Source organism: Paracidobacterium acidisoli, from assembly GCF_003428625.2.
GTDB classification, from domain to species: domain Bacteria; phylum Acidobacteriota; class Terriglobia; order Terriglobales; family Acidobacteriaceae; genus Paracidobacterium; species Paracidobacterium acidisoli.
On the sequence record NZ_QVQT02000003.1, the window covers coordinates 526,883 to 544,729 of the forward strand.

Consider the following 17,847-nt stretch of genomic DNA (forward strand, 5'->3'; position numbering starts at 1 on the left):
GGAGATGGCGGCAGAGGCAGTGAAGAAAAGCCGGAAGGGTCGTCTCGGCATTTACCTTGCCGCCGGCTACATCGTGCTTGTCGTGGCTGTGTATATTCTGACGGCCGCGACGACGAAACCTTCGAACGTCGGGCTCGACTGGATTCCCTTTGTCATGCTGGCTTTTCCCTGGTACCAGATGGACATACACCTGCTCCTGTCTGGATTTGTCATCAATGCCGGCATTCTGTATCTGATCGGCACGCTGGCGGGAACACTGTGGCGCGAGATGAGGAAAAGTAAATCGGCCTGACGGGCCGATAAAATGGCCGGAGTGCTTGTCTCCGATTTCGATTTTCATCTTCCCGAAGAACTGATTGCGCAGCAGCCGCCTGAGGACCGCGCAGGCGCACGGATGCTGCGCCTGGATCGTGCCACAGGGGCATGGCAGGACGGATGGTTCCGCGAGTTTCCCGATCTGCTGCGCGAGGGCGATCTGCTGGTGCTGAACGACAGCCGCGTGATTCCGGCGCGATTGTTCGCGCATCGCGCGGGGCTGCACACGCAGGCCGGGCACCAGACGAGCGGGCGCATTCAGGTGTTGCTGACCGAGCAGGTTTCCGAGTGGGAGTGGAGAGTGCTGGCGCGGCCGGGGCGCAAGGTGCTGACGGGCGAGAGGCTGACCTTCGGCGAAAACGAGCTGCAGGCCGAGGTGACGGCGCACGGGGAGTTCGGCGAGCGGACGCTGCGCTTTGAACCCACGCCGGATTTTTTTGCGATCTTAGACAGGCTGGGGCATATGCCGCTGCCGCCCTACATTCACAGGCAGGACCGGGCGCAGGATCGCGAGCGATATCAGACGGTGTATGCGCGGGAGCGGGGATCGGTGGCTGCTCCGACAGCGGGGCTGCACTTTACACCGGAGATCCTGGAGCGGCTGCGCGGGCGCGGTGTTGAGGTCGCGTACGTGACGCTGCATGTGGGGCTGGGGACGTTTCAGCCGGTGCGTGTGGAGACGGTGGAGGAGATTCATCTGCACGCGGAGCGCTATACGCTGAGCGAGGCGACGGCTGCAGCGATCAACGCGGCTCGGCGCGACGGACGGCGTGTGATTGCTGCGGGCACGACGACGGTGCGCACGCTGGAGCACTGCGCGGCAACGATGGAGAGCGGTGAGCTTGCGGCGCATTCGGGCGTGACGAGTATTTTTATCTCTCCCGGTTACAAATTCCGGATCGTCGGCGGACTGCTGACGAATTTTCATCTGCCGCAGTCGACGCTGCTGATGCTGGTGAGCGCCTTTGGCGGGCGCGAGCATGTGATGGCGGCGTACGGCCATGCAGTGGAAGCGGGCTATCGCTTCTTTTCTTACGGCGACTGTATGTTCGTCTCCTGATGAGGCAGGCTGAAGCCGGAGGGGGCGGCGCGGAAGCCGGCTTCGGTGAGAAAGCGCGCGAGGAAGTGCCGCTGCGCGGGTTGTCCATTGATGGTGGCGATGAGGATGCCGCCGCGCTGGCGGGATTCTTCGTGGCGGCGCTGATCGAGCGTCTGCTGCGCGAGGAAGGCTGCCAGATCGCGGGCGGCGGCGGAGCGGTCGGGCTCATCGGCGGGCAGAAAAACGGTGAGAGCGGGATTGTTGCGGCGCATGTACGCGATGAGCTCGCCATTGCGCAGAATGACGGAGGCTCCGGCGCTGCGGGTGAGCGTGGTGGCGGGTGCGTCGCTGGATTCGGGATCGCCGGAAGGCTGCGGCCAGCGCAGAACGCTGCCGTAAACGCCGGCGGGATCGGTGGCGGCGAGAGAGACCATCTCCGGCTTGTCGGGCGGGGGTGCGCTGCGCAGCGAGCGCAGCAGATCGACGGCGGCGGGGAGGGCGAACTGCGCGGCTCCCAGACCGGCGACGAAGTAGCCGCGGCGGATGCGGCCGCTCTCTTCAAGCGCTTTGAGCACATCGTAGACGGCGCTGAAGCCGCCGGGGAGATTTTCCTGCGCGACGGATTCGCGGGTGACGATGCCGTAGCGGTGCAGAAGCTGAAGGGCGATGGCGTGGCTCCATTCGGTCTGCGCGGCGGCGGTGGTGCGGTCTGTCTGGGGAATGAGCGTCCAGCGGCCCTGCGCGGCGGGTGGAGTGGTGCGGCGCGAGTGAAAGGCGGGGAGATTGTGCCGGCGCTTTGCGGAGCGCGCGGTATCGGGGCGGGCGACATAGGCGCGCAGCGCGTGGAAGGTGTCGTTGGTGATGAGGCCGCGCCAGACGAGGCTCCAGAGGGCGTCGAGGGTTTCGCCGGGATAGCCGCCGCCGAGCGCGTCGTGGAGCTGCGCGAAGAACATGGCTCCGGAGCGGGCGAGCTGCGCGAGGATGGCTTCCTCGCGGGGATCGAGCTGCGCGGGCTTTGGACGTGGCGGCAGCAGCGCAGGGGCTTTGTCGGCGAGATAGAGGGCGATGCGTCCGTCGTGCTCGCCGAGGGGGTCGAAGCCGATCCAGACGACTTCGCCGGCGGCGATGAGGGTGTCGAGATCGGCGGGCGCATATTTTGCGAGACGCGCGGGGAGGATCTGCGACTCGACGAGCGAGGCGGGCAGCGGCGCACCCTGCAGGTTTTCGATGGTGTCGAGCAGCGCATCGAGACCACGGCGCTTCTGCAGAACGCCCTGCCAGTGGGTTTCAAGGCGGGCCAGCGTGGCGGGTTCGGCAGGTTCGATCTCCTTTCGTAACCGTGACAGTGACTTTCTGCGGATGAGGCGCAGCGATTCGGCGTCGCACCACTCGCGATGGACGCCGCCGGGACGGAAGCCACCTTCGACGATGCGTCCGTCGAGGAGAAGAGTGCGCAGCGCGGCTTCGACGGCTGCGGGGTCGAGTGCGAAGCGGTGCGCGGCCTCCTGCAGCGTGAATGGCCCGTGGGTGCGGGCGTAGCGGCGGATGAGCTCGAGGACGGGCTTTTCGACGGGAGCAAGCAGGGCGGCGGCGATGCCGGAGGTAAGCGGAGTGCCGAGGGCGTCGCGATAGCGGGCCACATCTTCGACGGCGATGAGGCGCGGCTCCTGGGCGATGGCGACTTCAAGCACGCGGCGGGCGCGGAGCAGGCGCGGGACGGCATCGAGCACTTCGGGCGAGGCGACGCGGCGGGAGAGCTCAGAGCGGGAGAGATCGCCGAGGCGGAGGAGCAGATCGTGCACGGCGTCGGCGGTGCGGGCACGCTGCGTTTCGCCGAGTGACTGAAGCTGTTCCTCGACTTCGGCGATGGCGGCGGCATCGAGCAGCTCGCGGAGATCGGCTTCGCCGAGGAGATCGCGAAGCTGCTCCTGATCGATGGAGAGCGCCTGGGCGCGGCGCTCGGCGAGCGGAGCATCGCCCTCGTAGATGTAATTGGCGACGTAGCCGAAGAGGAGCGAGGCGGCGAAGGGCGATGGCTTCTGCGTGTCGACGACGTGGACGCGGATGCGCTGCGCTTCGATGGCGCGCAGGGTTTCGAGAAAGGCGGGCATGTCGAAGACATCGCGCAGGCACTCGCGATAAGTCTCAAGCAGCATGGGGAAGGAGGGATACTGCGCGGCCACCGAGAGCAGATCAGACGCGCGTTTGCGCTGCGCCCAGAGCGGCGTGCGGCCCTGGGCACGGCGGCGCGGCAGCAGCAGAGCGCGGGCCGAGGCCTCGCGGAATTTGGCGGCGAAGAGCGCGGTGGCTCCCAGCTGCTGCAGGACGAGGCCGGTGGCTTCGGCGGAATCGACGAGCAGCGGAGCGGCGTCGGGCACCGTATCGGTATCGGGAAAGCGGAGGACGAAACCGTCGTCGGTCCACATGGTTTCGACGCCGGCGAGGCCGGAGGTCCTGAGACGCGCGGCGGCGGCCATGGCCCAGGGAGCGTGCACGCGGCTGCCGAAGGGGGTGAGCACGCAGACGCGCCAGTCGCCGAGCTCGTCGCGGCTGCGTTCGATGACGATGTTGCGGTCATCCGGTACTGTGACGGTTACATTTTGCTGGTCGGCGAGGAAGCGCAGCAGGTTCTCGGCGGCCTGGGCTTCGAGATCGTGCTCGCGGACGAGGCGGCTGATGGCGGCGTTCGGCGGCAGCTCGCGCAGCTCGCGGATGAGCGCGCCGATGCGCTGTCCGAATTCGAGAGGGCGTCCGGCGCGGTCGCCGTGCCAGAAGGGCATTTTGCCGGGTTCGCCGGGCGCGGGCGAGACGAGGACGCGGTCGTGGGTGATCTCGTCGATGCGCCAGGTGGAGGCTCCGAGCAGAAAGGTCTCACCCTGTTTGCTCTCAAAGACCATCTCTTCGTCGAGCTCGCCGACGCGGACGGGCTTCTTTTCCGTGCCGGAGAGGAACACGCCGTAGAGGCCGCGGTCGGGGATGGTACCGCCGTTGAGGATGGCGAGGCTCTTTGCGCCTTCGCGCGGCGTGAGGAGATGGCGCTGCCGGTCCCAGGTGATGCGCGGACGCAGCTCGGCGAACTCGTCGGAGGGATAGCGGCCGGAGAGCAGATCGAGCACGCCTTCAAAGGCGGAGCGGGTGAGCGAGGCAAAGGGCGCGGCGCCGCGGATGAGGGCGAAGAGATCGTCGACATGCAGGACGGCTTCGCGCGGCGGCTGGCCCTTTTGCCGCGGATGAGCAAGCGAGGGCGGCTGGGCGACGGTGGCGACGATCTGCTGCGCGAGCACGTCGAGCGGGTTGCGCAGATAGCGCGTGGATTCGACCAGCCCCTCGTGCATGGCGCGGGTGGCGGCGGCACAGGCGACGAGATCGGCGCGGTACTTGGGGAAGATGATGCCGTCGCTGGCGGCTCCGACCTGGTGGCCGGCGCGGCCGATGCGCTGCATGCCGGCGGCGACGGAGGGCGGCGCTTCGATCTGAATGACGAGGTCGATGGCGCCCATATCGATGCCGAGCTCGAGGGAAGAGGTGGCGACGAGAGCGCGGATGTGGCCGGCCTTGAGCTGCTCCTCGATCTCGGAGCGCTGCGCGGCGGCGAGCGAGCCGTGATGGGCGCGGGCCAGCGGCTGCTGCGCGAGGTCGTTGATGGCCTCGGCGATGCGCTCGGCGCTGCGGCGGTTGTTGACGAAGAGGAGGGTGGAGCGGCGCTCGAGGATGATCTCGAGCAGGCGCGGATGGATGGCGCTCCAGATGGAGGTGCGCTTCGGCTGCGCGGCTCCGTCTTTTGAGGGCTCTTCGGGCTGGGTGAGGCGGGCCATGTCCTCGACGGGAACTTCGACGCGGAGCTCAAGGCGTTTGGGCTCGCTGGCGTTGACGATGGTGACAGGGCGGAAGCGGTGCGGCGGCTCGTCGTCATTCACCACAGAGGACATATTCACCACAGAGGACGCAGAGAGCACGGAAGGTGCTGAGGCATGCACCACAGAGAGCACAGAGGAAGCGGAGGGCTCGGAGGGATCGTGCTCCGGGGCGGGCTTTTTCGGTGGCTCTGCGCCGGCGAGGAAGTGCGCGACCTCTTCGAGCGGACGCTGTGTGGCGGAGAGGCCGATGCGCTGCAGCGGTTTGTGCGCGATGGCTTCGAGGCGCTCGAGGCTGAGGGCGAGATGGGCTCCGCGTTTGGTGGGGACGAGTGCGTGGATTTCGTCGACGATGACGGTCTCAATGGTGCGCAGGCCGGCGGCGGCTTCGGAGGTGAGCAGCAGGTAGAGCGACTCCGGCGTGGTGATGAGGATCTCGGCGGGAGTGCGGCGGAAGCGGGCGCGTTCGCGTTGCGGGGTGTCGCCGGTGCGGATGCCGATCTCCGGTATATGGACGGCGATGCCGCTGCTTCGGGCTGTCTCCGCGATTCCGGCGAGCGGGGCGCGCAGGTTGCGCTCCACATCGACGGCGAGGGCCTTGAGCGGGCTGAGGTAGAGGACGCGGCAGCCGGGGACGGCGGGCGCGGCGTCGCGTGGGAGCATGAGCCGGTCGAGGCACCAGAGAAAGGCGGTAAGGGTCTTTCCGGTGCCGGTGGGGGCGAGGATCAGCGTGCTTTCACCGCGTGCGATGGCCGGCCAGCCGAGGCGCTGCGGCGCGGTGGGGCGACCGAAGGCGGAGCGGAACCACGTCCGCGTGACGGGATGGAAGAGCGCGAGCGCGGCGTTGTTTGCGGCCTCTGCGATGCGCTCGGCGCTGCGGGCGGAGCGCTGCTTCGGCGGCGGTTTTTCTGCGGTCTTTTGGCTCATCGCACTCAGTGCATACCCACTGCGAGGATAGACCGGAAAATGCGGCAGTGTGGTTGTATGCGGCGGTGCGGTCTGCGATCAGCCGGCGGCAGGGAGCGGCCGGTAGTAGCAGGTCTTTTCGGTCAGGACGGGGAGCCAGTGCTGGGGCATGCCGGGCTGCTCGCTCGAGCCGAGGACGAGAAAGCCGTCGGGGGAGAGCGCGCGGTGCATCTCGAGCAGGACGTGGCGGCGGGTTTCCGCGGAGAAGTAGAGCATGACGTTGCGCAGGAAGATGCCGTCGAAGGTGTCGAGCAGGACGGGCAGGCGGCAGAGGTTGCGCTGCTCGAAGCGGCAGAGGGGACGCAGGGCCGGGGCGACCTCCCACTCGTCGTCGATGCGCACCATGTATTTGAGCAGAAAGCGGGCGGGCAGGCCGCGGTTGACCTCGAGGCGCTGATAGCGGGCGGCGCGGGCGCGCTCGACCATCTCGGCGGAGAGGTCGGTGCCGAGGATCTCGATGCGCCACGAGGCGAGGTCGGGGAAGTGCTCGCGCAGCAGCATGGCCAGCGACCAGGCCTCCTGCCCGGTGGAGCTGGCGGCGGACCAGAAGCGCAGGCTGCGGATGTGGCGGCGGCGCTCGATGAGGGCGGGCAGCAGGGCGGTGCGCAGCAGCTCGAAGGGGGAGTTGTCGCGGAAGAAGCTGGTCTCGTTGATGGTCATGGCCTCGGCCACGGAGCGCTGCAGCCGGGCATCGGGCTCCAGTTTGAGGGCGGCGACGAGCTGGTCGAGCGCGGTGAGCCCCTGGGCGCGCAGCAGGCCGCCGAGGCGGGATTCGAAGAGGTAATCGCGCGAGGGGTCGATCTGGTTGCCGGAGTTGCGGGAGACGACGGTGCGCAGAAAATCGAAGTCGGTCGCGGTCATTGCCATGCGGCGCCTGCCTCGTGCCGGGTACGGAAGAGCCGCCGGGCGGAGTAGTGCAGGATCTCTCCTGCCATTTCGCCGAGCGGCAGAGTCATGTGGGCGAGGCCGGCCTCGGCGACGACGCCGGGCATGCCCCAGACGGCGCTGGTGGCGCGGTCCTGGACGAAGACGGTGCCTCCTGCCTCGCGCACGGTGCGGCAGCCGGCGAGGCCGTCGGAGCCCATGCCGGTGAGGATGACGCCGAGCAGGCCGGCTCCCCAGACGGCGGCGGCGGAGCGGAAGAGAACATCGACGGAGGGGCGGCAGGAGTGCTCGGGGAGGGTCTGGCGAAGCTGCAGGTGCAGGTCGCGGGTGACCTCCATGTGCCAGTCGCCGCGGGCGATCCAGATGGTGCCGGGCTCGGGGCGGGCGCCGGGGATGGCCTCGCGCACGGCAAGGGGGCAGAGCAGGTTGAGCCGCTCGGCCAGCAGCGAGGTGAAGAGCTGCGGCATGTGCTGGACGATAAGGACGGGCAGAGAGAAATCGGCGGGCAGGGCGGGCAGAAGACGCTCGAGCGCCGCCGGGCCGCCGGTGGAGACACCGATGAGCAGCGCGCCGGGTGAGGCGGCGGAGCGCGAGGGAAGGAAAGGTGCGGGCGGTATCGCGTCCGGGTTCGCATCCGTGATCGCGTTCGGGGCCGGCGGAGTTCCGGCGGCGGGAGATACAGCCGCGGGTGGCGGCGGAGTGCGAACCGGAGCCGGGAAGAGGGCGAGGATTTTGGGGATGAGGTCGCGGGTGAGGGTTTCGACGCCTTCGGCGACGCCGTGCTGGGCCTCGGGCTTGGTGACGTAGTCGGTCGCGCCGCGGGCGAGGGCTTCGAGGGTGATGGCGGCTCCGCGCCGTGTGAGGGTGCTGCACATGATGATGCGGACGGCGTCGTGGCGCTCGCGGATGCGGGTGAGGACGTCGAGGCCGTTCATGCCGGGCATCTCGATGTCGAGGAGCATCAGGTCGGGGCGGAGGCGGTCGAGCGATTCGAGAGCCTGGGCGCCGTCGCGGGCGATGCCGGCGATCTCCATCTCCGGATGCGGATCGAGGGTCATGCGCAGCAGGGTGCGCATAACGGTGGAGTCGTCGACGATGAGGACGCGGATGCGGGCTCCCGCAGCGGGAGAAACTGCGGCGCTCATGCCTCGACGACGCCTACCATCTGCAGCTTGTCGATCAGTCCGGCCTCGTCGAAGGGCTTCATCAGATATTCGTCGGCGCCGGCGTGGAGGGCGGCTTCAATGTGATCGTTCTCGGCCTCGGTGGTGACCATGACGATCTTCATGCCGTCGAGCGCCGGGTCCTGGCGCAGAGCCTGCACCATTTCAAGCCCGCTCATGCCGGGCATGTTCCAGTCGATGAGGGCGACGCGATAGGGGCCGAAGCGGCGGACACAGTCGAGGCCGGCGGCACCGTCTCCGGCGGCTTCGCAGACGATGCCGTGCACTTCAAGCAGGGCGCGAAGGTAACTGCGGATGAACTGGGAGTCGTCGACGATCAGGGCGCGCATCTTTCTCCTCTCCTCTCCTCCTCTCCGTTTCTCTGTGGTCGGCTGCAAAGGACTGCTCTGTTGGCCGTTGCGAAGGACTGCTGTTTGCTCCGGATTCGGCGCGGTGTCTGCGCGGCTCAGGCTTCGAGGGTGCGGGAGAGGTGGGTCGGTTCAAAGCGCGCCGCCTCAAGGGCGATGAGCAGGCCTTCCTTCCGCTTCCACGTGCCGGCGTAGAGGGTCTTGCGGCGGCTGTCGAGGGTGGCCGGGGGTGGCTCGTACTCGGAGGCCGACACGGTGAGCACCTCGCTGACGGCGTCGACGAGCAGGCCGTAGTGGCCGCCGGTCGATTCAAAGACGAGGACATCTTCCGGCGCGCCGAGCGGCTCCATACCGAGCAGACGGCGCAGAGAGACGGCGGTCAGCAGCTCGCCGCGGTAGTGAACGAGGCCGCCGACCCACGAAGGGGCGAGCGGAACGCTCTGCGCGGCGGGACGGCCGAGGATTTCAAGGATCTGCGCGATGGGGATGCCGAAGAGCGTATCGCCCACGCGGACCGAGCAGACCTCAAGGATTTCGGCGGAGGCGCTGCCGGGCCGTCCGAGGCTTTCGAGCGTTCTCTCTTCCTGCGCTGCGATCATTTCAGGCCACCTCCGTAGAGAAGTTCGGGGAGAATTCCACTGCCGGCGCTTCGGTCTCCCCGGCGGCTGCGGGGCTCTCTTCCGGAGCCGCATGCGGAGGCAGCGCGGGAATGCGGGCGAGATTGACGACGCTGGTGACGCGATCCTTCAGCAGGGTGACGCCGGTGGCGACGGCGCCGGTTCCGGCCTCCTCGAGCTGACGGCCTCCGGCCACGTCGAGCACCTGGGAGACGGCCATGCCGACGTGGCGCCGGCCGTCGAGGCAGACGACGATGGTCATCTGCTCGTCGATGGTCTGCTCGCCGGCTTTTCCTGGCGGCACGGGCTGCGCGCTGTCCTCGACCGGCAGCAGAGTGCCCTCGAAGCGCAGCACCGGCGTCCGGCCGATGTGCTCGATGCGCGAGCGGGGGATGCGCTCGATGCGCAGCACGGTGGTCAGAGGCAGCGCCGCCAGCTCGCTGCCGGTCTCGACCAGCAGATACTCGCTGTCCCCGGTGCCGGCGGTCTGAACTTCGGTGGCGGTCTCTTCCTCCTCTTCGGCGGAGAGGCCGACGCCGGCGCGGGTGGCGAGCGCTCCGGGGTCAAGGATCAGGGCCGTCTCTCCGTTGCCGAGAATGGTGGCTCCGGAGAAGAGGCCGATGCTTTTGAGAATGGGGGAGAGCGGCTTGACGACGATCTCTTCGGGGTCGGCAAGGCCGTCGACGACCAGGCCGTAACGGCGTCCGTCGGCATTGAGCACGGCGATGTAGCAGCCGGAGGGGGCTCCGGTGACGGGATTCGTGGCCTGGTCGGAGGCCGCGGCCTCCGGCATGCGGTCGAGCGCCAGCATCTCCTTCAGGAAGATCAGCGGCAGCAGCCTTTCGCGCAGACGGAAGAGCGCGGCGCTGCCCAGCCACTCGATCTGCGCGGCGGCCTGATCGGAGGCCAGATGCACGAGCTCGGTGAGCGTTCCCTGGGGGAGGGCGAAGTTGCGGTCGCGGCTGCGGACGATGAGCGCGGGAATGATGGCGAGGGTGAGCGGGATGCGCAGGCGCATGACCGTGCCCCGGCCGACCTTGCTGTCGATCTCGACCTTGCCGCCGATCTTTTCGACGTTGTTGCGCACCACATCCATGCCGACGCCGCGGCCGGAGACGCTGGTGACCGCCTCGGCGGTGGAAAAACCGGCGAGGAAGATCAGCTGCAGCACCTCGCGCTCGCTCATCTGCGCAGCCTGCTGCGGGGTGATCAGCCTGCGGTCGAGGGCCTTGGCGCGAATCTTCTCGACGCGCAGTCCGCCGCCGTCGTCGATGACCTCGACGATGACGTGGCTGCCATCCTGAAGGGCGCGCAGACGTACCAGCCCTTCGGCCTCCTTGCCGGCGGCGAGGCGCGCTTCAGCGGCCTCGATGCCGTGATCGCAGGCGTTGCGCACGACGTGGGTGAGCGGATCTTTGATGGCTTCGAGCAGGCTCTTGTCCAGCTCCGTCTCCTGCCCTTCCATCTCGAGGCGGATGCGCTTGCCGAGAGTCTGGGCGAGATCGCGCACGAGGCGCGGAAACTTCGAGAAAACATGGCTGACCGGCTGCATGCGGGCCTTCATCACCGCCTCGCGCAGGTCGGCAGTGACCATGTCGAGCCGCCGCGAGAGCAGCGCGAAGCCGGCGTCGGCTGCGGTGGCCTGCAGAATCTGGTTGCGGGTCAGCACCAGCTCGCCCACCAGGTTCATCATGCGGTTGAGCAGATCGACATCGACGCGCAGCGTGGAGTCGGCGGCGGCGGAGGGCTGGCGCTGCGCGGCGATCTCCGATGCCGGCGAAGAGGGCGGGGCCGAAGGTGCAGCCGCAGGCCGGGCCGGCTTTGGGGCCTCGGCGGCGGGTGCGGGCTGACTGAGACCGGAGCTGAGATCGGGACGGGGACCGGGACTGGGATCAGGAGCGGAGCGGGGAGGGTCCGAACGGTCCGGATCGCCGGGTGCGCCGCTTTCCGAGGCCGGGCGCGGCCTTCCGGCCGGTCCGGTTCCGCGGCTGCGGCGGACGCGCCGCTTCACGGTTCCGGAGGCCGCTGCTGATGGGGCTGTTGCGGCCACAGCGGCAGATTCTTCGGCGACGGCAACACCTGCGAGGACGGGAGCGGCCTCTGCCACGGCTTCGGGCACGTTTTCGACTGCGGGGCCTGGCTGCTGCAGGGCCTGCAGATGCGCGATCATCGCGGCATCGTCGCCCTGGCCCTCGGCGCCTGACTCCTCGATGGACTGCAGGATGGAGCGCAGGCCGTCGAGCAGGGAGAGCAGACCGCTGATGATCTCCGCGTTAGCCAGCATTCTGCCTTCGCGCAGCAGGCCGAGGAGGTTTTCGCCGGCGTGGGAGAGCGACTCGAGGCGGCCGAAGCCGAGAAAGCCGGTCGTCCCCTTGATGGTATGCACGGAACGGAAGATCTCGGCGATCAGCTCGGCGTCCTCGGGGCGTGTTTCAAGCTCCGTCAGGCACCGCTCCATGCGGTCGAGGCCTTCCTGGCTCTCGATCAGAAATTCTCGTGTGAGGTCATCCACGGGTGTTTTATCGGAAGGGAAGACAGGGAACTTGAGAACAGGGCGCAGAGGACAGGGCACAGGGCGCAGGGATCAGGGATCAACCATCAGGCATCAGGTGCGGGCGGGAATCGTTTCTCGCTTTTGCGGGCCGGGTCTGGTGAAATCAGCTTCGGGGACCGGAATGTATGACGGCGATCGATGCGGGAACACTTCATCGTCTGCGCGAGGCGGCGGCTGCGGCGGCTCATCACGCCTATGCGCCTTACTCGAAGTTTCGCGTGGGCGCGGCGCTGCTTTTCAGCGATGGAACCATGTATGCGGGCTGCAATGTCGAGAATATGTCCTTCGGACTGTCGAACTGCGCGGAGCGGAGCGCTCTCTTTCGTTCGGTGAGCGAGCGGGGGGCGGGGGCGAGGATTGTGGCGATTGCGGTGACCAATCTGAATGACGCGCCGAGTCCGCCGTGCGGGGCGTGCCTGCAGGTGATGAGCGAGTTCACGGCTGCGGATGCGGTGGTGAGCTTTACCGGAGAGCAGGGGTGGGAGACGCATCCCTTTTCCGAGGTCTTTCCCTTCGGCTTCCGCCTGGAAGGAAAGTGACGGCGGGGGAGAAATCTGTTCCGGAAAGACGGGGGCTGCCCATAGGATGAGGGGAACGCAGGGAGATGGATTTGGCGCGATTTACCGGAGTGCTGGGAGTGATGACCATGCTGCTGCTGGCATGGCTGTTTTCGTCGAACCGGAGGGCGATTCGCTGGCGCACGGTGGTCTGGGGCCTGAGCATGCAGGTGCTCTTCGCCTTTCTGGTGCTGGAGTGGACGGTGGGCCAGCATGTGCTGAAGACGGCCGGAGATGCCGTCAACAAACTGCTCTCGTACGCCTTTGATGGATCGACCTTCGTCTTCGGGGAGCTGGGCAAACAGCACTCCTCGGTGGGGAGCATCTTCGCTTTTCAGGTGCTGCCGACGATCATCTTTATCTCGGCGTTTTTTGCGGTGCTGTATCACCTGGGGATTATGCAGATCATCATCCGCATCTTTGCGCGGGTGATGCAGTGGACGATGAAGGTCTCAGGCGCCGAGAGCCTGAATGTGGCGGCGAGTATTTTCATGGGTCAGACGGAGGCTCCGCTGACGATCCGGCCGTTTCTGCCGGACGCGACGCGCTCGGAGCTGATGACGATCATGACGAGCGGCATGGCGCATGTCTCGGGCGGGATTATGGCGGCGTACATTCTGTACGGCATCAGCGCGGAGCATCTGCTGGCAGCGGTGATCATGACGGCTCCGGGCACGATTCTGCTGGCGAAGATGCTGGTTCCTGAGACGGAGCAGGCGGCGACGGCGGGCGTGGTGCGGATGCCGGAGGAGGCCGAGCACAGGAGCGAGAACCTGCTGGGCGCGGTGGCGCGGGGGACGATCGACGGCGGGCAGCTGGCCTTCAACGTGGCCATTATGCTGATCTCGTTTCTGGCGCTGATTGCGCTGTGCAACGGCGTTCTGGGGGGGCTGCACAACTGGCTGGGCGGGCACCATATTCCCTTTCCGGCGAGCCTGAATGCGATTCTGGGATTTTTCTTCGCGCCGGTGGCGTGGCTGATCGGGATTCCGTGGCGGGATGCGCGGATGGTGGGCAATCTGCTGGGCACGCGGATGGTGCTGAATGAGCTGGTGGCGTATACGTATCTGGGCGCGCAGAAGGCGATGATCAGCACGCGCTCGTTCACGATTGCCACCTTTGCGCTGTGCGGCTTTGCGAACTTCAGCTCGATCGGGATTCAGATCGGCGGGATCGGCGCGCTGGCTCCGAATCGGCGCGGGGAGCTGGCGAAGCTGGGACTGCGGGCGATGCTGGCGGGGACGATGGCGAATCTGATGTCGGCGTCGATCGTGAGTATTCTGATTCGATAACGAACGGGGATGCTGACTTGATCACGAAGGGGACACTTTACGACAGGGCCTGCGCGGCGGCGGATTATCTGCACACGCGCTGCGCGATGCGGCCGCAGGTGGCCATCATTCTGGGCTCGGGTCTGGGCGCGTTTGCCGACCACCTGGACTGCGCGACGGCGATCCCGTTCGAGGAGATTCCGTACTTTCCGCACTCGACGGTCTTCGGACACAGCGGGCGGATGGTGCTGGGCCGCGTGGGCGGGAAGACGGGCGTGCCGGTGGCGGTGATGCAGGGGCGGGTGCACGCCTATGAGGGCTACAGCTCAGAGGAAGTGACCTTTCCGGTGCGGGTGCTGGGGCGGTACGGAATCCGGACGCTGATTCAGACGAATGCGGCCGGAGGAATACGGCTGGATATGCATCCGGGGCAGCTGGTGCTGATCGCGGACCAGATCAATTTTTCGGGGCGGAATCCGGCGTGCGGGCTGAACGATGCACGTCTGGGCGAGCGCTTCTTCGATATGTCGGAGGCGTATTCGACGCGGCTGCGGCGGCTGGCGCACGAGGCGGCGGAGGCGGAGGGGTTTGCGCTCGATGAGGGCGTGTATCTGTGCGTGCTGGGGCCGAGCTTCGAGACGCCGGCGGAGATTCGGGCCTTCCGGACGATGGGCGCCGATCTGGTGGGGATGTCGACGGCGCAGGAGACGATTGTGGCGCGGCACATGGGGCTGGAGGTGCTGGGCATCTCGTGCGTCACGAATATGGCGGCGGGCATCGGGGCCAGACCGCTCGACCACGTCGAGGTTCTGGAGACGGGAAAACAGGTGGAGGCGCGCCTCAGCGGCCTGCTGAAGCGGCTGGTGCCGGCGATTGCGGGCTGACACCGGCCATTGCCGGGGCGGGCTCAGGATTCGGAAACGGCTGTTTCGCCGGGCTGCGCGCCGGATGCGGTAATGCGGCGATGCAGGCCGGAGGCAATGACCACAACCAGAAGCGCGGAGAGCTCGGAAAAGATTCTGATTTCGCGGAGAATGCCGGCTCCGAACATCAGCAGCCCCCAGGCGGCAGCGGTGATGGCGAAGGTATAGCGCATCCGCTGAGAGATCCACGGCCAGAGAGCGACCACCGCGACCCAGAGGTACGCGAAGACGCTGAAAATCGATATCCAGAAGAGGGGATTGACGAGCTGCGAGAGATTGGAACGGAGCTGATTCTGCATCAGATTCCCACAGTGCGCGCAGGGCTGATAGAGCTCGCGAAAGAGCAGGTATTTGATGATGACGAAGAGGACGGAGAGAAAAGCGCAGTACGATACCACCTTCTTCCAGTTGTCCTGCCGTATCTGCAGAAGAAAGAAGATCAGGATGGCGATGACGACCGTTTCTTTCGTCAGCTCCGCAGGAATGAAGGTCAGGGCAAAGAGCCAGTAGTTCCCGGTGACGGCGAAGCAGGTGAGCGCAGAGAAGAAAAAGAGCGTCGGCAGATCGTAGGGATAAAAAAGATTCCGGTTGAGGACCAGCGTGTAATCGAAATAGGCGCAGAGGACCAGCGCAAAGGAAAGCCACTTGTATCGCGATGTGCCGGTGATATGCCGGATGGCGTGCGCGGTGAAGTAAACAGCGCCGATCACAGACGCGGCCGCGAGCAGCACCATGAACCAGTTGTCGGGCGAATCAACGGGAGGGTTGAGAGACGGCAGGTGAATGTGCAGGTGCGCGATGACGTACGCCCAGACGCGGTAGAGAAGCTGAGGCAGAATGCGGTAACGGAAGGGAGTGTCGATCTGGAGGTGCAGGTAGTCCTCCAGCCCGATCATGGGATTGGTAAGGCGCACATAGTCGAGCGCGAAGTGCAGAGAGACGGCGACGGTGAGCAGAAAGAATGCGATCTCCGAACGCCTGCTGGTGCGTGATTTCTCAGACAGTGGGGGCATCTGTATGACTCTGGCCTCTGCGGTGATTTTCTGCGTGAAGGTACCTTAAACGTAACAGAAGAGCTGAGCGGAGCCGGCAGCGCGCAGGCGGAAGTCATGGTTTCCGGTGTGCGACTGTGGCGGCGCTTCAGCCCTGAAGCATGGTGCTCGACCGGGCGGACTGTGCGTCAGGCAGATCGAGCATGGCTCTCGCTTCGGACAGAAAACCCGATTTGTCTTTGTTCTTCCGCCATAGCCTGAAGAGCCGCCTGTCATAGCCGTACACTGCCTGCGGTGCCAGCCGCGCCAGCTCCTGCAGGGCTTCGGAGACCTTTGCCTCATCGAGCTGCGTCTGCACTTTCTGGCCGAGACGGTCGTATGCGATGAGCGAGTGGCGCTTTGAAACGGTGATGAGGAAATAGACTTTGCGCTTCATCACGTGACGGTAGGCCCACACGAGGTCCTGAAGCTGCATCGGGGTCGCGCTGAAAAGAGAGCCGCTCAGCAGCCAGTGCTGTGTGATGTCGAGTGAGACGGTGCCTCGCTTTGCCTGAAAGTGAGCCTGCGAAGTCTCCGCTTCGATCTGCTGCGTCAGCATCTCAAGCTGCCCACAGCGCGCGAGGCGCTTTGCGAAGGGGTGCCTGGAGAACTCGCCGCTGCGCTGGAGATAAAGCCAGAGTCCCCAGAGCGCCAGCAGCAGGATGGGTGCGGCGATGATGACCGATGTCCAGCCGAAGGTTTTGTAATCTTCTTCGTCGAGATAGAAGGACAGGAAGCGCACGCCGGGATTGTCCTGGACGACCGGATCGATGAGATGCGAACGCAGCTCGGGATAGACCGGCTGCAGGCGGCCTTCGAAGGATGCGGAGTCCACCGTTGCCGCGAGAGAGTGCGGGGAGCGCACGATCAGAAAGCGATCGCCGACGGCGGTGGCGAGGAAGTAGCTGTCGGTGTATCCGCCGGGGTGGTTGTCGTCTTTTGTGATGTGCGTGATGCCGGTGTCGATGGTGCGGCCACCCTGCAGGCGGATGAAGCGGTCGCCTGCCTGCGCGGAGCCGGAGATGGCGATGAGCTGCTGCGCGGTAACGGACTGCGCGCCGCGAAAGAAGCCAAGGAAGTACTGCCGGTTAAAGCCGAAGAAGGCGATCAGGGCAGCGAAGACGATCACCAGCAGGATGAGAAGATTCCGGTTCGTTCGCCGGATCAGGTTTCCGCAGAATCCATTCCACATAACAGATCTCCGGCCGGGGCGGTTTGACTTACATTCCGGGTGCGGCTGCGCCGTCCTTTACGGGCGGGGCGCTGCGGTGGTATTCGGGCACGGGGTCGGCGCTTTTGATCCACGCGGCGGAGATGAGGTCGCGGAGCATGGCGGCACCGGCGGCGAGGCGCTCTTCGGTGAACTGCTTTCCTTCCGGGGTGCCGGCGCCGTCGAAGCCGTGGTCTTTGTCGAGCTGATAGAGCTTTTCGACAAGGGAGTTCGTGTGGTTCAGATACGCCAGGTAGTCGGTCCACTCGTCGCCGATGGGGCGGCCGGCGGGAAGCAGCGGCTTTATGTCGGACGCTTTGATATTGGCGGCGACGTAGACGGTCTCGAAGCGGCTGTGAATCTGGTGATCGGTGGTGTAGTTGCCGGGATTGTCTTTATTTGCCCAGCCGTTGTAATTGATGGTGGTGTGCAGCGGCTGCGAGCCGTCTCCGACATAGTGGCCGAGCCAGCCGGCATAGAAGAGGATCGCGGCCTCGACGGGCTTCGTGTCTTCATGCTTCGCGCTGAGCTCGCGGTAGTCGCGCATGGCGGACTTGAGGCGCTCCCAGACCTCGCTGGTGATGTAGGGCTGAAAGCCGACCTTTTCGGGGCGGAGGTCGGCGGCCTGCTTCGGGTGCGTGATGCCCGCGGCGTAGAGGTCGGCGATGTACTCATAGCGCTGGCGGGGCAGCGGTCCGATGAGGGTGGCGAGCTCGAGGTCGATAAAGTGGTCCGGCGCCTGCTCGGCGTTGAGCTCGGGCTCGGCGGGCGAGCGCCAGCGGTCGGGCTCGGGGCCGAGGTACTCGATCTCGTCGATGGCCTGCGGGGTGTGCAGGAAGGCGGGCAGATCGGCGGGCAGGCTTTCGGCGGCGAGGCGATTGATCATCATGTGCCCTTCGCGGCCCCATCCAAAGGAGGGCGGGACGGCCGTGAGCGGCAGGACCAGAAGGGCGGCGATGCGGCGCAGAAGGCTGGCTGAGGGCTTCATCATGGTGAGTATAGACGCGGTCTGCGCGGGCGCATGAAGGAAAGACGGGAGATGCGGGCGAGTTGCCTGAAATTCACATTCGGCCCTCGAAACCCGCGGCCATACC

General features: G+C 66.3%; 14 protein-coding genes. 5 read left to right on the forward strand and 9 right to left on the reverse strand.

Annotation, left to right across the window (positions count from 1 at the left end):
• Positions 1–4 precede the first annotated feature (4 nt).
• Both D0Y96_RS09850 and queA read left to right on the forward strand, forming a co-directional pair.
• Positions 5–292, forward strand: a complete 288-nt coding sequence (locus tag D0Y96_RS09850) for a hypothetical protein (protein ID WP_117299201.1) — start codon at positions 5–7, stop codon at positions 290–292.
• Between the two features lie 21 nt (positions 293–313).
• A complete protein-coding gene (gene queA / locus D0Y96_RS09855) occupies positions 314–1,375 on the forward strand; it encodes a tRNA preQ1(34) S-adenosylmethionine ribosyltransferase-isomerase QueA (RefSeq protein ID WP_117299780.1) in 1,062 nt (353 codons plus the stop codon).
• On the opposite strand, the gene D0Y96_RS09860 is transcribed toward queA, so the two are convergent.
• From D0Y96_RS09860 to D0Y96_RS09885, 6 genes are all read right to left on the reverse strand, one after another.
• Positions 1,348–6,135 carry an Lhr family helicase gene (locus tag D0Y96_RS09860; RefSeq protein WP_117299204.1) on the reverse strand — a complete coding sequence of 1,596 codons (4,788 nt, stop codon included), beginning with the start codon at positions 6,133–6,135 and terminating at the stop codon, positions 1,348–1,350. The two genes, queA and D0Y96_RS09860, sit on opposite strands and share 28 nt — an antisense overlap.
• 78 nt (positions 6,136–6,213) lie before the next feature.
• Positions 6,214–7,041, reverse strand: a complete 828-nt coding sequence (locus D0Y96_RS09865) for a CheR family methyltransferase (protein ID WP_117299206.1) — start codon at positions 7,039–7,041, stop codon at positions 6,214–6,216.
• Positions 7,032–8,204 (reverse strand): protein-glutamate methylesterase/protein-glutamine glutaminase, encoded by a 1,173-nt coding sequence (locus D0Y96_RS09870; protein WP_117299208.1) that lies wholly within the window; start codon positions 8,202–8,204, stop codon positions 7,032–7,034. Before D0Y96_RS09870 ends, D0Y96_RS09865 begins: the two co-directional genes overlap by 10 nt.
• Positions 8,201–8,572, reverse strand: a complete 372-nt coding sequence (locus tag D0Y96_RS09875; RefSeq protein WP_117299210.1) for a response regulator — start codon at positions 8,570–8,572, stop codon at positions 8,201–8,203. Before D0Y96_RS09875 ends, D0Y96_RS09870 begins: the two co-directional genes overlap by 4 nt.
• 116 nt (positions 8,573–8,688) lie before the next feature.
• Positions 8,689–9,189, reverse strand: a complete 501-nt coding sequence (locus D0Y96_RS09880; RefSeq protein ID WP_158562334.1) for a chemotaxis protein CheW — start codon at positions 9,187–9,189, stop codon at positions 8,689–8,691.
• A gap of 1 nt (position 9,190) precedes the next feature.
• Entirely contained in the window at positions 9,191–11,719 is a 2,529-nt protein-coding gene (locus D0Y96_RS09885) for a chemotaxis protein CheA (RefSeq protein ID WP_117299216.1), read from the reverse strand.
• A gap of 167 nt (positions 11,720–11,886) precedes the next feature.
• Here D0Y96_RS09885 and D0Y96_RS09890 point away from each other — a divergent pair, with 167 nt between their 5' ends.
• The 3 genes from D0Y96_RS09890 to D0Y96_RS09900 all read left to right on the forward strand — a co-directional run bounded on the left by D0Y96_RS09890 (position 11,887) and on the right by D0Y96_RS09900 (position 14,473).
• Positions 11,887–12,300, forward strand: coding sequence for a cytidine deaminase (locus D0Y96_RS09890; RefSeq protein ID WP_117299219.1), 414 nt, complete (start codon positions 11,887–11,889; stop codon positions 12,298–12,300).
• A gap of 71 nt (positions 12,301–12,371) precedes the next feature.
• Entirely contained in the window at positions 12,372–13,610 is a 1,239-nt protein-coding gene (locus tag D0Y96_RS09895) for a NupC/NupG family nucleoside CNT transporter (RefSeq protein ID WP_117299782.1), read from the forward strand.
• A 17-nt stretch (positions 13,611–13,627) separates the two neighbouring features.
• Positions 13,628–14,473 (forward strand): purine-nucleoside phosphorylase, encoded by an 846-nt coding sequence (locus D0Y96_RS09900; protein ID WP_252263636.1) that lies wholly within the window; start codon positions 13,628–13,630, stop codon positions 14,471–14,473.
• Between the two features lie 23 nt (positions 14,474–14,496).
• Here D0Y96_RS09900 and D0Y96_RS09905 read toward each other — a convergent pair whose 3' ends face one another.
• The 3 genes from D0Y96_RS09905 to D0Y96_RS09915 all read right to left on the reverse strand — a co-directional run bounded on the left by D0Y96_RS09905 (position 14,497) and on the right by D0Y96_RS09915 (position 17,744).
• The gene (locus D0Y96_RS09905) at positions 14,497–15,525 is read right to left on the reverse strand and encodes a hypothetical protein (protein WP_117299221.1); all 1,029 of its coding nucleotides are present in this window, start codon (positions 15,523–15,525) and stop codon (positions 14,497–14,499) included.
• Positions 15,526–15,652: 127 nt separating this feature from the next.
• Positions 15,653–16,735 carry a DUF6709 family protein gene (locus D0Y96_RS09910; RefSeq protein ID WP_215601616.1) on the reverse strand — a complete coding sequence of 361 codons (1,083 nt, stop codon included), beginning with the start codon at positions 16,733–16,735 and terminating at the stop codon, positions 15,653–15,655.
• A 28-nt stretch (positions 16,736–16,763) separates the two neighbouring features.
• Positions 16,764–17,744 carry a S1/P1 nuclease gene (locus tag D0Y96_RS09915; protein ID WP_252263637.1) on the reverse strand — a complete coding sequence of 327 codons (981 nt, stop codon included), beginning with the start codon at positions 17,742–17,744 and terminating at the stop codon, positions 16,764–16,766.
• Between the last annotated feature and the right edge of the window lie 103 nt (positions 17,745–17,847).